Source organism: Bradyrhizobium diazoefficiens (genome assembly GCF_016616235.1).
GTDB classification, from domain to species: domain Bacteria; phylum Pseudomonadota; class Alphaproteobacteria; order Rhizobiales; family Xanthobacteraceae; genus Bradyrhizobium; species Bradyrhizobium diazoefficiens_H.
Map to the genome: position 1 here is coordinate 5,578,136 of NZ_CP067100.1, position 15,310 is coordinate 5,593,445.

Genomic DNA, 15,310 nt, shown 5'->3' on the forward strand with positions numbered 1-15,310 from the left:
ACGGCGCTTGAAACATTCCGGACGCAATGGCGTTGCCGTCGCGGCCATCGGGGCCTGGGGGTTCACATGTCCGATTTCATCATCGAGGAAGGCCTGCCCTACCCGCTGGGTGCCCATTGGAGCGGCAACGGCACCAACTTTGCGGTGTTTTCCGCCAACGCCACCAAGGTGGAGGTCTGCCTGTTCGAGGGCGACAGCGAGACCCACCGCTTCGAGCTGCCGGAATATACCGACCAGGTCTTTCACGGCTACATCGCCGGCGTCGGTCCCGGCACCTTCTACGGCTACCGCGTCTACGGGCCCTATCAGCCCGACACCGGTCATCGCTTCAATCCCAACAAGCTGCTGCTCGATCCCTACGCCCGCGCGCATGCCGGGAGCCTGACCTGGAATGCTGCCGTGTTCGGCTACAAGATGGAGACCGGGGACGATCTCACCTTCGACGAGCGCGACAGCGCGCCGTTCATGCCGAAATGCGTCGTGGTCGATCCCGATTTCGACTGGCAGGCCGAGGCCGCGCGGCAGAACGTGCATTGGGACGAGACCATCATCTACGAAACCCACGTCAAGGGCTTTACCAAGAAGCACCCGGCTGTGCCGGAGAACCTGCGCGGCACCTATGCCGGCTTCGCGGCGCCCGAGATGATCGCGCATCTGACATCGCTCGGCGTAACCTCGATCGAGCTGCTGCCGGTCCATTCCTTCATCAACGACGACAACCTCCTGAAGAAGAACCTCGTCAATTACTGGGGCTACAACACCATCGGCTTCTTCGCGCCCGACCCGCGCTACGCCTCGGACGTGCCGAACAGCCTGCGCGAGTTCAAGGAGATGGTGTCGAAGCTGCACGGCGCCGGGCTCGAGGTGATCCTCGACGTCGTCTACAACCACACCGCCGAGGGCAACGAGCTCGGCCCGACGCTGTCCTTCAAGGGCATCGACAATGCCAGCTACTATCGCCTCCTGCCGGACCGGCGGCGCTACTACGTCAACGACACCGGCACGGGCAACACGGTCAACCTCTCGCATCCGCGCGTGATCCAGATGGTGATGGATAGCTTGCGGTACTGGGCCGGCCACATGCATATCGACGGCTTCCGCTTCGATCTCGGCACCATTCTCGCCCGTGAAGTCTACGGCTTCGACGAGCAGAGCGGATTTTTGAAGGCCATGGACCAGGATCCGCAGCTCGCGACCATCAAGCTGATCGCCGAACCCTGGGACTGCGGGCCCGGCGGCTACCAGGTCGGCGGCTTCCCGCCGGGCTGGGCCGAGTGGAATGACAGGTTTCGCGACACCGTGCGTGATTATTGGCGCGGCGAGGCACCGCCCTCTGCGCTCGCAACGCGGTTGCTCGGCTCCGGCGACATTTTCAATCGCTGGGGCGGCCGCCGCTCATGGGCCAGCGTCAACTTCATCACCGCGCATGACGGCTTCACGCTGAACGACTGGGCGAGCTACAACGACAAGCACAACGAGGCCAATGGCGAGGGCAACCGCGACGGCAATTCCAACAATCGCTCCTGGAATTGCGGCGTCGAAGGCCCGACCGACGACAAGGACATCCTTGCGCTGCGCGAACGGCAGAAACGCAACATGCTGGCGACCTTGCTGCTCTCGCAGGGAACGCCGATGCTGCTCGGCGGCGACGAGTTGGGCCGCACCCAGCGGGGCAACAACAACGCCTATTGCCAGGACAGCGACATCTCCTGGTTCGACTGGAGCTTGGGCGAGGACGCGCAGAAGCTGCTCGCCTTCACCAAGCGCATGATCCAGCTCCGGCGCGACTATCCGATCCTGCGCCGCAGCCGCTTTCTCACTGGCACCCACGATACCAAGCTCGACATCCGCGACGTCGTCTGGGTCAATGCCAATGGCAGCGAGATGTCGAGCGCCGACTGGGAGAGCGGCTGGCTGAAATGCTTTGGCGTCGTCCTCGACGGCCGCGCGCGCAAGACGGCGATCGCGCGCCATGGCGAGGACGACAGCGTGCTCATCATCCTCAACAGCTATGAGGGCGAGGTCGACTTCAAGCTGCCGCACACCACGGCCGGCCCGTGCTGGTCATTGCTGCTCGACACCAATGCCGCCGACGGAGGATCCGGCGCGCGGTTCGAGTTCGACGGCATCTACAAGGTGCCGGGCCGGTCGTTCCTGCTGTTTGTTGGCGGGGAGCTTGTTTAGAGGCGGCGGACACGGCCTGCGCTCCCGCAACCTGTGTCAGTCTCGTAGGATGGGCAAAGGCGCGCTTGCGCCGTGCCCACCATCTGTTTCCGCAAGCGAATTTGTGGGCACGCTTCGCTTAGCCCACCCTACGGGTTCTCATCGAATTGTCAGATCTTCCGCCCGGCCTGCTCCCAATAGGGATCGCGCAGGCGGCGCTTGAAAATTTTTCCGGAGTCTTCGCGCGGCAGACTCTCGCGAATCTCGATGTGCTTCGGCACTTTGTAGTCGGCCAGCGAGCCCTTCAGCCGCGCGCGGATCTCGGCCGCATCGAGCGTGACGCCGGCTTGCGGTTCGACCACCGCCATCAGCGCTTCGCCGAATTCGGCATCGGGGATGCCGAACACGGCGCAATCATGCACGCCGGGCACGGCGTGCAGCACCGATTCGATCTCGGCCGGATAGATGTTGACGCCGCCTGAAATCACCATGTCCCGCTTGCGGTCGCAAATGAAGACGTAGCCGTCCTCGTCGATATAGCCGACATCGCCGGAGGTGATGAAGCCATCGCGGTCGATCTCGGCGCGCTTCTCGGGCTTGTTGTGATAGGTGAAGTCGGCGAGCGCCGCCATGCGGGAATAGATCTCGCCGATCTCGCCGACGCCCAGCACGCGTCCTTCCTCGCCGATGAAGCGCAGTTCGGCGCCGGGCGAGATCTTCCCGACGGTGCCGGGCTTCTTCAGTGCGTCCTCTGATGTCGCGAAGGTGACAGCGCTGGACTCGGTCGAGCCGTAGAATTCGTAGATCACCGGCCCCCACCACTCGATCATGGCGCGCTTGACATCAGCCGGACACGGCGCTGCGGCATGGATGACGTGGCGGAGCGAGGAGATGTCGTATGTCTTGCGCACCTCCTCCGGCAGCTTCATCAGGCGGATGAACATGGTCGGCACCATGAAGATGGTGTCGATTTTGTAGCGCTCGATCAGCTTCAAAAAATCTTCCGGCTCGAAGCGCGGCATCAGCACCAGCGCGCCGCCGAGTTTTCCGGCGCGGATGCCGAACGAATTCGGCGCGGAGTGATAGAGCGGGCCCGGCAGCAGCGCGCGGGCGCCGGGCTTCAGCCCGTAAATCATCGCGCGCATGCGCTCGCCCGCGGCCTGCTGCTCCGGCGTCGGCGCGGCGCGGCGCACGCCTTTGGGATGGCCGGTGGTTCCTGACGTGTAGATCATGTTCATCGGCTGCGGCACGACCGGGCCGTCATAGGGCTGGTATCGCGCGAGCCAGGACTCAAAATCGATCGCAAAGTCCGGCGTCGCCAGATGATCGCGATCGATCTTGTAGTTGGACAGGATCTCCGGCGGCGTCGGTACGCTGAGCACGGTGACGCCTTTCGGAATCGCATCGCGCAGGGCGTGCAGCATGTCGGCGTGACCGATCAGCACGGACGTGCCGGAGTCTTTCAGGATGTAGTTGATCTCCTCCGGCTTGAAGTGCCAGTTGATCGGAACACCATAAGCCCCAAGCCGCATCGCGGCGTAGGCAGCTTCCAGGAAGGCGATGTCGTTACGCATCAGCATGCAGACGCAATCGCCTTGCTTGACGCCGATCTGGACGAGGCCGGACGCGATGCGGTCGGCGCGGGCGGCGACTTCGGCATGAGAACGGCGGCGCTCGCCGGAGACGATGCCGAGAAATTGGGACGTTTCGCTCATTTTGTTTTTCTTCGTGTTTTGAAGTTGATCCTCATGGTGAGGAGGCGCAAAGCGCCGTCTCGAACCATGAGAGCCCGTAGCCCATCCCTCGAGACGCCGATTCGCGACTCCTCGGGATGAGGTCCGCACTAATCCGCAAACTTCGGCGCGCGCTTCTCGAGATTGGCACGCACTGCCTCGGTCTGGTTCGCACTGCCGATCAGCTTCTGCTGCTCGACGGACTCGGCGAGCAGGGCCGGCCCCGGATCGACCGAGATATTATTCAGCAATCGCTTCGCGGCGCGGATCGCATCGGGACTCTTGCCGGCGATCTCGCGGGCGACCTCGAGCGCGGCCGCGCGCGGATCGTCGCAGATGCGCGTGGCGAGGCCATAGGTCATCGCCTCCTGCGCGGAGAAGATGCGCCCCGTATAGGTGAGATCGCGCAAGATGTCGTCGCGGACGAGGCTCGCCAGGATCGGCGTGCCCGCCATGTCAGGGACGAGGCCCCATTTGATCTCCATCACCGACATCCGCGCATCGGCGCTGAGAAAGCGCATGTCGGCGCCGAGCGAGAGCTGAAAGCCGCCGCCGAAGGCGACGCCGTGCACGGCTGCGATCACCGGCACCGGAAGCTGGCGCCAGCCCCACACCGCCTGTTGCGGAAAGTTCGCCTGGCCGTGCGTGCGCTTGGTCAGATCGCGATTTTCGCCACCCGGAATTCCGTTGCCGCCCTTCTCCTTCATGGCGGCAAAACGCCCCATGTCGAGACCGGCGCAGAAGGCGCGGCCTTCGCCTGATAGCACCACGGCGCGCACGGCTTTTTCCTGCGAAAGCCGCTCGGTTGCCGCCACAAGGGCCTCGAACATCGCCTGATCCAGCGCATTCATCTTGTCGGCGCGCACCAGGCGCACATCGGCGACACCTTCCGAGATCGAGATCGAGACGCGCTCTTCCATGGATGAATTCTCCCCTGTTCTTGCCTGTTCTTGTTCGGTGCCGCTTTACAGAAAGCTGACGGCCGGATTTAGTCAATCGACCAATTAACTGACAATCCGTACGGGGGAAACAGCCATGTTCAAGGAAAATCTTCTGGCGGGACGGCGCATTCTCGTGACCGGCGGCGGCACCGGGCTCGGCAAGTCCATGGCGGCGCGCTTCCTTCAGCTCGGCGCCGAGGTGCACATCTGTGGCCGGCGCAAGATCGTGTGCGACGAGACCGCGACCGAACTGATGGACCAGTATGGCGGCCGCGTCACCAGCCACGGCGTCGACATCCGCAACGCGCTCGCCGTCGAGGAGATGATCGAGACCATCTTTCGCGATGGCCCCCTCACCGACCTCATCAACAACGCCGCCGGCAATTTCATCTCGCGCAGCGAGGAGCTGTCGCCGCGCGGCTTCGATGCCGTCGCCAGATCGTCATGCACGGCACGTTCTATGTGACGCATGCGGTCGGCAAGCGCTGGATCGCGTTGAAGCAGCCCGGCAACGTGGTCTCGATCACGGTGACCTGGGTGCGCAACGGCTCGCCCTATGTGGTGCCGTCGGCAATGAGCAAATCGGCGATCCACGCCATGACGATGTCGCTTGCGACCGAATGGGGCCGCTACGGCATCCGCCTCAACACCATCGCGCCGGGCGAGATCCCGACCGAGGGCATGAGCAAGCGGATCAAGCCGGGCGATGAGGCCGGTGCGCGCACCAAGGCGTTGAACCCGATGGGCCGCGTCGGCACCATGGAGGAATTGCAGAACCTCGCGGTATTCCTGATCTCCGGCGGCTGCGACTGGATCAATGGCGAGACCATCGCCATGGACGGCGCCCAGGCGCTGGCGATGGGCGGCAATTTCTACCAGCTCCGCGACTGGAGCGACGACGACTGGAAAGCCGCGCGCGAGAGCATCATGGCGCAGAACGAGAAGGACCGGGCGAAGCGGGGATGATGCTCTCTTGTGCCCCGGACGCAGCGCAGTGCGCCGCCTTCGGCGTGGTGCGCTGCAGAGCCGGGGCCCAGTTCTCGCCTCATCCAAAAACAGCATGGGTCGCGGCTCTGCGCAGCAGCGCAAGAGCGCCGCAGCGCGTCCGGGACGACAGCCAGACTCCCATCTTGTCTTCACCCGCGGATGGCGCCAAACTCCGCGGCATAAAAAACAGACGCCACGGGAGAGACATGTCCACCACACAACCATTGGCGAACCTCGCCGACATGGTGCGCGAGCGCGCGACGAGTCGCGGCGACGCCATCGCTTTTGAATTCGAGGGCCGCCTCACCAGCTTCGCCGAGTTCGACGTCAGGACCAACAAGGTCGCGAATGCCCTGATCGCGATGGGCGTGAGGAAGGACGACCGCATCGCCTATCTCGGCAAGAACAGCGACCTCTATTTCGAGCTGCTGATGGGCGCGATGAAGGCCGGCGTCGTGATGGCGCCGGTGAACTGGCGCCTCGCGGGGCCGGAGGTCGCCTTCATCGTTGCCGATTGCAAGGCGCCGGTGCTGTTCGTCGGACCGGAGTTCATCTCACTGGTCCGCCAGATCAGGGATCAGATTCCGGGCCTGCGCACCATCATCACCACCGAGGGCGGTGCGCCAGAATGGCAGGATTTCACAGCATGGCGCGATGCGCAGAGCGGCGACGATCCGAAGGTGCCGATCGATACGAAGGACATCGCCATTCAGCTCTACACCTCGGGCACAACAGGAAAGCCGAAGGGCGCGATGCTCAGCCACGCGAACTTCCTCAACCTCGTGCAGACCGGCAATGCCGACGACAAGCCGGAGTGGAACCGGTGGACGACCGACGATGTCTCGCTGGTGGCGATGCCGATCTTCCACATCGGCGGCTCCGGCTGGGGCGTGATGGGGCTCTATCACGGCGCCCGCGGCGTCATCGCGCGCGAATTCGATCCAACCAAGGTGCTCGATTTCTTCGAGCAGTCAGGCATCACAAAACTGTTCATGGTGCCGGCGGCGATGCAGTTCGTGGTGCGGCAGCCGCGCGCCAGGACGGTCGACTTCTCGCGGCTGAAATACATGCTCTACGGCGCCTCGCCGATCCCGGCGGCACTGCTGAAGGAATGCATCGAAATCTTCAAATGCGGCTTCGTGCAGATGTACGGCATGACCGAGACGACCGGCACCATCGTCGCGCTGCCGCCGGAGGATCACGTCGAGGGGCTGGAGCGGATGCGCTCGGCCGGCAAGGCGCTGCCCGGTGTCGAGATCGCGATCCTCGACGCCGACGGCAAGCCGTTGCCGCCGCGTGAGGTCGGCGAGATCGCGACGCGCTCGGGCTCCAACATGGCCGGTTACTGGAATTTGCCGGAGGCAACCGCCGCGACGCTGCGCAGCGACGGCTGGCTGCGCACCGGCGATGCCGGCTACATGGACGAGGACGGCTATCTCTATATCCACGACCGCATCAAGGACATGATCATCTCCGGTGGCGAGAACATCTATCCGGCCGAGGTCGAGAGCGCGCTCTGCGATCATCCTGATGTCGCCGAAGCCGCCGTGATCGGCGTGCCCGACGACAAATGGGGCGAGGCGGTGAAGGCGGTGGTGGTGATGAAGCCGGGCAAGCAGGCCACCGCAACCGACATCATCAACTTCACCCGCGAGCGCATCGCCGGCTACAAGACCCCGAAGAGTGTGGAATTCCTGCCGGCGCTGCCGAGGAATCCGAGCGGCAAGATCTTGCGGCGGCAATTGCGAGAGCCGTATTGGGCGGGGAAGGACCGACGGGTGAATTGATCCGTGGTGCCGTAGGGTGGGCAAAGGCGCAATGCGCCGTACCCACCATTCTTCCGCGCCTTCAGCAGTAATGGTGGGCACGCTTCGCTTTGCACACCCTACGACAGCGGAGCTTAGCAACAACAGCTAATGCTTCCCCGGCCCCATATACCCGAACAAAAACCCCGCCACCTTGCGCATCTGGATCTCCTCGCTGCCTTCGGTGATGCGGTAGCGACGGTGATGCCGGTAGATGTGCTCGAATGGTTTGTGGCGCGAATAGCCCATGCCGCCGTGGACCTGCATGGCGCGGTCGGCGGATTCGCAGCAGAGGCGGTTTGCCCAGTAATTGCACATCGAGACGCGATCAGAGAGCGTGCGCTCGATCTGCTCCTCGGTGAGCTGGTCCATCTCCCAGGCGGTCTTGCGGATCAACAGGCGCAGCATCTCGGTTTGCGTGGCGAGTTCGACCAGCGGGAACTGGATCGCCTGGTTCTCGGCCAGTGCCCTCCCAAACGGCTTTCGCTCGCGCGCGTATTTCACGCTTTCGTTGATGCAGTAGACCGCTGCGCCGAGCGAGCTCGCCGCCTGGCGAATACGGTTCTGGTGCACGAAGCATTGCGCCAGCGACAGGCCGCGACCGACCTCGCCGAACTGCGCATCCTCCGGCACGAACACGTCCGTAAAGCTGACGCGCGGGTGGTCGGTCGGCATGTTGAAGGTCCACATGTACTCTTCGATCCTGACGCCGTGGCTCTTGGCGGGCACCAGGAAGCAGGTGATGCCGCGGGCATCGCCGTCATTGCCCGACGTGCGCGCGAACAGCGCGCAATGGGTGGCGACGTGCATGCCTGTGGTCCACATCTTCTCGCCGTTGATGATCCAGCCCTTGACGTTGTCGCGGACAGCCGGCACCGCGCGCGTCTCCATGTGGGTCGCGTCCGAGCCGTGATGCGGCTCGGTGAGGCCAAAGGTGATGCGGTACTTGCCCCCAATCGAGCCGTCGATCATCGCCTTCTGGTCATCGCTTCCATAGCGGTCGAGCATGGTGACGACGGGAAAGTTGCCGACGATGGAATGCTCGTTCTGCAGGTCGTTATGCAGGCCGAGACCTTTTGCGGCAAAGTGCTCGCGGATCACGGCCATCCAGAGATTGGAGCCGTCCTTGCCGCCATATTGCTTCGGCACTGGAAAGCGCAGATGGCCGGCGGCGTCGGCGAGATCCTTGGCCTTGCGCAGCAGCGCTTCCCATTCGTGCCGCGGCAAGCCGCCATTCTCGAAATCGGTGCGCGCCCATTCGCGGCGATGATCGAAGAAGCGGATGTTGTCGTCGGCCTCCTCCAGCGGCTTGATCTCGCGTTCGATGAAACGGTCGAGCTCTCCGAGATAGGTGATGAGATCGGCAGGTAATGCGAAATCCACGGTTCTCTCCCGGATGATTTATTGTTTGCGTTAAGGCGCTAGCGCGCTTTTTGCTTCGCACGATTAAGGTGAGAAGAGCGCGCGCAAGTCAAGCAAGCCGAGACGTGCCAGAGGCGCAAGGCGCGCCCGCGCAATTCGATGGTGCTCAGGCACTGAGGCGCGCTAGTATGTCACCAATATTCCTTCACAAGAAACTGCGGGAGCGCGCGATGGAGCTGAAATTCTCAAGGGTGGAGCGCAAGGGGCCGATCACGATCGTCACGCTGTCGCGTCCCGAGGTCTACAACGCGCTGCACATCGACGCACATTTCGAGCTCAACAAGGTGTTTGACGATTTCTCCGCCGATCCCGAACAGTGGGTCGCGATCGTCACCGGCGCCGGCGACAAGGCGTTCTGCGCCGGCAACGATCTGAAGTGGCAGGCGGCTGGCGGCAAACGCGGCTGGGACAAAGGCGGCTTTGCCGGCCTCACCGCGCGGTTCGATTGCGACAAGCCGATCGTCGCCGCCGTCAACGGCGTCGCCATGGGCGGCGGTTTTGAAATTGCGCTCGCCTGCGATCTCATTATCGCCTCCGAGAATGCGACCTTCGCACTCCCTGAACCACGCGTTGGCCTTGCCGCACTCGCCGGCGGCCTGCATCGCCTGCCGCGGCAGATTGGGCTCAAGCGCGCCATGGGCATGATCCTCACCGCACGCCATGTCAGCGCCAAGGAAGGCCTTGAACTCGGCTTCGTCAACGAGGTGGTGCCCCAGGGCGAGGCCCTCACGGCTGCGCTGCGCTGGGCGGAGATGATCACCAAGAACTCGCCGATGTCGATCCGCGCCTCCAAGCAGGCCATTCAGAAGGGTCTTGCCGTGTCGCTGGAGCAGGCGATCGAGGAGCAGCGCGAGTATCCGGCGGTGAAGGCGATGGTGGCCTCGCAGGATTACATCGAGGGTCCGAAGGCGTTTGCGGAGAAGCGCCCGCCGCAATGGATGGGGAAGTAGCGACGTCCCTGGGCGCCTCAAAGCGAAGGACGCGCAGACGTCACCGCTGTCATGCCCGGCTTGTCCGGGGCATCCAGTACGCCGCGCCTTCTCGGTCAACCGCAGACACCTCGGATTACTGGGCGGATTCAATCGCTCGTCGCAACACGCTGTGTATCGCTCACTCGGAGCAATTGGTCGAGAGTTTCCGCTGGTGTTTTCCAGCCTAGGGTTTTCCTAGGCCTGGTATTGAGAGCAAGAGCGACGCCCTCAAGGTCATCGGCGTTGTGCATGCTGAGATCGGTCCCTTTGGGAAAGTACTGGCGCAGCAACCCATTGGTGTTCTCGTTGGTGCCGCGCTGCCATGGGCTATGAGGGTCGCAGAAGTAGACCTGCACGCCTGCGTCAATTCTCAGACGTGCATGCTGAGCCAACTCAGCTCCTTGATCCCAGGTCAGCGACCGGCGCAGTTGCTCGGGCATGGTGAAGATTGCGCGGGTGATGGCGTCGCGCACGGCTTCAGCGCCATGTCCGGCGAGTGCAGATCCTTTCACCCCAGCTTCCCGTTCCTGGTCCGTCATACGCGGCAGATGCAACAGGATGGTAAAACGGGTCGTACGCTCCACCAGGGTGCCGATCGCGGAGCTTCCCAGACCCATAATGAGGTCACCTTCCCAGTGGCCCGGCACCGCGCGATCAGCGGCCTCCGCCGGACGCTGACTGATCATGATCTCGGAAGGAATGAAGCTTCGGCCTTTACGGACGCGCGCTCTCGGCATCCGCAATGCCCGCCCGGTGCGCAAGCAGGCCGTCAGTTCGCGGCGCAAAGCTCCTCGACCCTGCACATAAAGCGCCTGATAGATCGCCTCGTGACTGATGCGCATCGCCTCATCCTCGGGAAAGTCGAGCCGAAGTCGCCGAGAAATCTGTTCGGGGCTCCATGCCCTCGCCCAGCGTCGGTTTTGCCGATGCACAGCCCGGCGTCCCTTCCACACGACCTTCGGGCCAACGAGGAGTTCCCCGTCCGGCTTGGCGATCATACCGGCAAGCCTGTCCTGCACATAATCCCGCAGGGCCGGATTGACGGCCAACTTCGCCAACTTGGGCCGTCGGGCAGACCGATCAGCGTGCCATTGTGCTGTGGTCGCTCGGTACTCTGGAGCACCGTGGCGGCGCGCCACATTGCGCCGGAGTTCACGAGAGATCGTGCATGGAGGCCGATCGAGCCGACGAGCGATGGCTCGCACCCCATGACCCTGTGCACGCAGGATGGCAATCTCCTCACGTTCCGCGAACGAGAGGTAGCGCTCCGATGCAGGCTTGGACGACCGCGATAAATGTGTTGGCGGCATACCGCCTGCCCTCCGGAACCAGCGTACTCCGATCGCCGGCGACACCCCGGCCTCAACCGCAGCATCCTCGCTCGATCGTCCCGAAGCAATCGCAGCCCAGAACGGTCTGTAATGCCTTCGTAGGGCCTCTCGGGGCCGACCTGATCGCACATAGTTCTCCATCGCAACCTCCTTTGCTGAAGTGTTGCGACGAGCGGTTGAAGCCGCCCTGGATCGCCCGATCAAGTCGGGCGATGACAGCGAGTGTGGAGCGTCGCCTACCCGCCTCGCCCCAGCTCGCGCTTGTAGGATGCATAGTTCGGCTGATCGACTGCGAGCTTATCCATTGTCGTCTGCCACAGATGCTCGGCGAGGCCCGGCGTTGCGAGATCGACTTCGCCTTTCGCAATGCGCTCGGCGAGCGCGCGGTTGAGCTCGATCACCGATCCATCCATGCTGAGCAGCGCGCGCAGCCGCTCGACTTCCTTTGCGTCGCTCCCCGCCTCCTGCGTCAGCTGCCGCGTGACGAGGTCGAGGATGTTGATCGCGACGCGCAGCTTGAATGCCTGATGACCAGAGATCAGTGGCATGATGTCGCCCCGGAGGAAATCGGCGACGGTCTTGGTCAGCTCGATCGGTGTCGGTTCGTCCTGCATGCCTAGCCTCCCCGCGGCGCGAGCAGCCGCAGCAGATCGATCTCGGTCTCGCTGGCGCGGCGGCCAATCATGGCGCGCTCCATGGAATGATCCGGCCCCTCGCGAAACCGCTGCATCATGCCGCCGCACATGATGCCCCAGCGCAGCGTCCCCATCACTTCCCAAAATGTCACGCGCGCCGCATCGACCTTGCGGCCTGCCGCCTCGTAGCCGGCGAACAGCTCTTCACGCGAGCCAAACCCACCAGCGGGCTTGTCGATCTCGCCAAAGCGCCAGGAGTTGACGCAGACCCAGCCGAGATCCTCCATGGGATCGCCGAGATGGGCAAGCTCCCAGTCGAGCACGGCACGCAACCCGTCAGCGCCAATGACCAGATTGCCGTTGCGGAAATCGCCGTGCACCAGCGTTGTCTCGTCCGATGGACCGGGATCATGGTCGCGCAGCCAGCGCAGCGCCAATTCGAACACCGGCTTCGGCCAATTGAGGCTCCGATAGTCGCGCTCGAACTCGCCGATCTCCTCGCTCGCCGATCTGCTGCGCAAGGCGGGCAATTTATCCTGCGGCAGCTTGTGCAGGCCAGCGAGCACACCGCCGATCTGCCGCGCCAGACGCGGCCGCGCAGCCGCGAATTCATCGTCGCGCAGAATCTTGCGGGCGATGGTTTCGCCCTCGATGCGCTGCATGATGAATCCGGTGCCGAGATCGTCCTCCGGCGTAAGCACATGCATCACGCGCGGTGACGGTACGCCGGCCTCATAGGCGAGTTGCATCAACTGCGCCTCGGCAGCGAGGCCCGCCGCACGCGTCGGCGCGGCGCCATAGCCCTTCGGCGATCGGCGCAGGATGGCGCCGATCGGCCCATCGGGATGCACGATGTCGAAGCGCCAGGTCTCCTGACTGGCGCCGCCGGACAGCTTTGCCGCGGAGGTCGCGCCGGTCGCGCCTTTGCACCAGCGCCGGACGCTGCGCGAAAGCTCCGCCTCGATCATTTGCCTTTGAACTGCGCCGGACGCTTCTCCAGGAACGCGCCGACACCTTCGCGGAAATCATCCGTATCGCCGGCACGGAGCTGGCACTGGAATTCGAGATTGAGCTGGTCCTCGAAGGAATTTTCCGGGCTGTCCCAGTACAGTTTGCGGATCAGCGACAGCGCCACCGTCGGGCCGCTCGCGAGATCGCGCGCGAGCTTCATCGCCTCCTCCATCAGCACGCCATCGTCGTAGACGCGGTTGACGAGGCCCCATTCCAGCGCCTTTTCGGCCGGCAGCCGCTCGCCCATCAGCGACAATTCGATCGAACGCGCCCGGCCGACCAGGCGCGGCAGCAGCCACGTCGACCCGCAATCCGGCGCGAGGCCGATGCGGCGGAACGCCTGAAGGAAGTAGGAGGACCGCGCGCACAGGATCATGTCGCCGAGCAGCGCGAAGCTCATGCCGGCACCCGCCGCCGGCCCATTGACCGCGGTGACGATGGGGCAATGCAGGTTGCGGATGCGGCGCAGGAACGGATGGAAACCGGTCTCCAGCGTCAGGCCGGCCTTGGTCTTCTTCGACTGGCTGTTGCGGCCTTGCAGGTTCGCGCCGGTGCAGAACGCCCGCCCCGCGCCGGTCAGCACGACGCAGCGCACCTCGTCCTTCTTCTCCTCGATGGCGTCGAGCGCCTCGGCAAGGCCGCCGAGCATGTCGACGGAGACCGCGTTCATCACCTCCTGATGGTCGAGCCTGAGGATTGCGACCGAGCCATCGAAATCGAGCGTGACATGTTTGAACTGCATGGTTTCCTCTCAGCCGGCACTGCCGATGTTTCGCACGCCGGAATTCGTTTTTGCCGGGCGCATATTTGATTTTTGGCGCGGTCTTGTCCATGGTGATCGCAGCATAGCAAGCAATCTTGTGCGCAGCGGCTGATGCGGCTCGCGCCAGGAAGCCTCATGCCAACAACAGGAAACGCGCCATGAACCTTTTCGACCTCTCCGGCCGCGTCGCGGTGATCACCGGCGGCAATGGCGGCATCGGGCTCGGCATCGCGCAGGCGCTGGCCGGCCAGGGCTGCAACGTCTCGATCTGGGGCCGCAATGCCGACAAGAACAAGGCCGCAGCCGCGAGCATGGCGGGGCTGCCAGGCAAGGTCGATAGCCGCGTCTGCGACGTCACCGATCCAGCCTCGGTCAACGCCGCGATGAAGGCGACGCTCGACATTTTCGGCCGGGTCGACGGCTGCTTTGCCAATGCCGGAATCGGCGGCGGCGGCCGCAGGTCCTTCATCGAGCGCACCGAGGAGGAATGGCGCACGATGTTTTCGACCAATCTCGACGGCGTCTTCCACGCGTTCCAGGCCGCCGCGAAGCACATGACCGAGCGCGCCAACGCCGGCGATCCGTTCGGCCGGCTGGTTGCAACCTCGAGTCTCGCTTCGATCTTCGGCACCGCCCGCAACGAGCACTATGCCGCGACCAAGGCTGCCATCAACGCGCTGGTGCGCGCGCTCGGCGTCGAGCTGGCGCGTCATGGCGTCACCGCGAACGCGATCCTGCCGGGCTGGATCAAGAGCGACATGACCGCGGGACTCATGGGCAACCAAAAATTCGTCGCCAACGTGATGCCGCGCATTCCGGTGCGGCGCTTCGGCGAAGCATCCGATTTCGGCGGCATCGCGGTGTATCTGATGAGCAAGGCATCGTCGTATCACACCGCCGACACGTTCGTGATCGACGGCGGCTATACCGCGTTTTGATTTTCGTAGGGTGGACAAAGCCGCGCTGTTCGCGCGCCGTGCCCACCATCAGCATTTTCGACTGCCGTGGTGGGCACGCTGCGCTTTGCCCACCCTACCGCATCTCAGTTCGTAAGCGCGAAAGGGACAGGGCAAATGTTCTCACACATCATGATCGGCACCAACGATCTCGACAAGGCCAAGACGTTCTACGACACGCTGCTCGGCACGCTCGAGGTGCGGCCGGCACGGGTCGACGGGCACCGCATCTTCTACATCACCAAGACCGGCGTGTTCTCAGTGACAAAACCGATCAACGGCGAGCCGGCGACCTGTGCGAATGGCGGCACGATCGGCTTTGCCGCCAACTCACCTGAGCAGGTCGACAAGTGGCACGCGACCGGCGTCGCGGCCGGCGGAACGCCGATCGAGAATCCGCCCGGCATCCGCGAGGGCGCGGGGAACAAGCTCTATATCGCCTATTTGCGCGATCTCGACGGCAACAAGATCTGCGCGATGCACCGGATGCAGAGCTGATTTAGCCACAACACCGCTGTCATGCCCCGGCTTGACCGGAGCATCCAGTACGCCGCGGCCCTTCGGTTCAATCACCGCCGGCTCTGGAATACTG

The 15,310-nt window shown here is 63.8% G+C and carries 12 protein-coding genes and 1 pseudogene; 6 read left to right on the top strand and 7 right to left on the bottom strand.

Translation table 11 applies throughout. The features are described from left to right. The first annotated feature begins 66 nt into the window (after positions 1-66). Positions 67-2,184: a glycogen debranching protein GlgX gene (gene glgX, locus JJB99_RS26575; RefSeq protein WP_200495209.1), complete on the top strand. Its 2,118-nt coding sequence runs from the start codon at positions 67-69 to the stop codon at positions 2,182-2,184. Positions 2,185-2,333: 149 nt separating this feature from the next. On the opposite strand, the gene JJB99_RS26580 is transcribed toward glgX, so the two are convergent. After that, positions 2,334-3,878, bottom strand: coding sequence for an acyl-CoA synthetase (locus JJB99_RS26580; RefSeq protein ID WP_200495210.1), 1,545 nt, complete (start codon positions 3,876-3,878; stop codon positions 2,334-2,336). A gap of 128 nt (positions 3,879-4,006) precedes the next feature. Continuing rightward, the gene (locus tag JJB99_RS26585) at positions 4,007-4,816 is read right to left on the bottom strand and encodes a crotonase/enoyl-CoA hydratase family protein (RefSeq protein WP_200495211.1); all 810 of its coding nucleotides are present in this window, start codon (positions 4,814-4,816) and stop codon (positions 4,007-4,009) included. Between the two features lie 115 nt (positions 4,817-4,931). Here JJB99_RS26585 and JJB99_RS26590 point away from each other — a divergent pair. Continuing rightward, a pseudogene (locus JJB99_RS26590) lies at positions 4,932-5,803 on the top strand (SDR family oxidoreductase). 227 nt (positions 5,804-6,030) lie between these two features. After that, positions 6,031-7,611, top strand: coding sequence for a fatty acid--CoA ligase (locus tag JJB99_RS26595; protein WP_200495212.1), 1,581 nt, complete (start codon positions 6,031-6,033; stop codon positions 7,609-7,611). A gap of 126 nt (positions 7,612-7,737) precedes the next feature. On the opposite strand, the gene JJB99_RS26600 is transcribed toward JJB99_RS26595, so the two are convergent. After that, positions 7,738-9,012, bottom strand: a complete 1,275-nt coding sequence (locus JJB99_RS26600) for an acyl-CoA dehydrogenase family protein (protein WP_200495213.1) — start codon at positions 9,010-9,012, stop codon at positions 7,738-7,740. A gap of 209 nt (positions 9,013-9,221) precedes the next feature. Between JJB99_RS26600 and JJB99_RS26605 the strand changes: the two genes are divergently transcribed. Then, positions 9,222-10,001, top strand: coding sequence for an enoyl-CoA hydratase-related protein (locus tag JJB99_RS26605; protein WP_200495214.1), 780 nt, complete (start codon positions 9,222-9,224; stop codon positions 9,999-10,001). Between the two features lie 128 nt (positions 10,002-10,129). On the opposite strand, the gene JJB99_RS26610 is transcribed toward JJB99_RS26605, so the two are convergent. The 4 genes from JJB99_RS26610 to JJB99_RS26625 form a co-directional block, all read right to left on the bottom strand. After that, complete coding sequence (locus JJB99_RS26610) at positions 10,130-11,494, bottom strand: IS30 family transposase (RefSeq protein ID WP_210347628.1); 1,365 nt, start codon at positions 11,492-11,494, stop codon at positions 10,130-10,132. A 95-nt stretch (positions 11,495-11,589) separates the two neighbouring features. Continuing rightward, positions 11,590-11,967 (bottom strand): DUF6285 domain-containing protein, encoded by a 378-nt coding sequence (locus JJB99_RS26615; protein WP_200495215.1) that lies wholly within the window; start codon positions 11,965-11,967, stop codon positions 11,590-11,592. A 2-nt stretch (positions 11,968-11,969) separates the two neighbouring features. Then, complete coding sequence (locus JJB99_RS26620) at positions 11,970-12,956, bottom strand: phosphotransferase family protein (protein WP_200495216.1); 987 nt, start codon at positions 12,954-12,956, stop codon at positions 11,970-11,972. Beyond that, the gene (locus tag JJB99_RS26625; RefSeq protein WP_200495217.1) at positions 12,953-13,741 is read right to left on the bottom strand and encodes an enoyl-CoA hydratase/isomerase; all 789 of its coding nucleotides are present in this window, start codon (positions 13,739-13,741) and stop codon (positions 12,953-12,955) included. The genes JJB99_RS26620 and JJB99_RS26625 overlap by 4 nt, the downstream gene beginning before the upstream one ends. A 179-nt stretch (positions 13,742-13,920) precedes the next feature. Here JJB99_RS26625 and JJB99_RS26630 point away from each other — a divergent pair, with 179 nt between their 5' ends. Together JJB99_RS26630 and JJB99_RS26635 are read left to right on the top strand one after the other, a co-directional pair. Continuing rightward, positions 13,921-14,700 (top strand): SDR family NAD(P)-dependent oxidoreductase, encoded by a 780-nt coding sequence (locus JJB99_RS26630; RefSeq protein ID WP_200495218.1) that lies wholly within the window; start codon positions 13,921-13,923, stop codon positions 14,698-14,700. Between the two features lie 135 nt (positions 14,701-14,835). After that, entirely contained in the window at positions 14,836-15,216 is a 381-nt protein-coding gene (locus tag JJB99_RS26635; protein WP_200495219.1) for a VOC family protein, read from the top strand. The last annotated feature ends 94 nt before the right edge of the window (positions 15,217-15,310 follow it).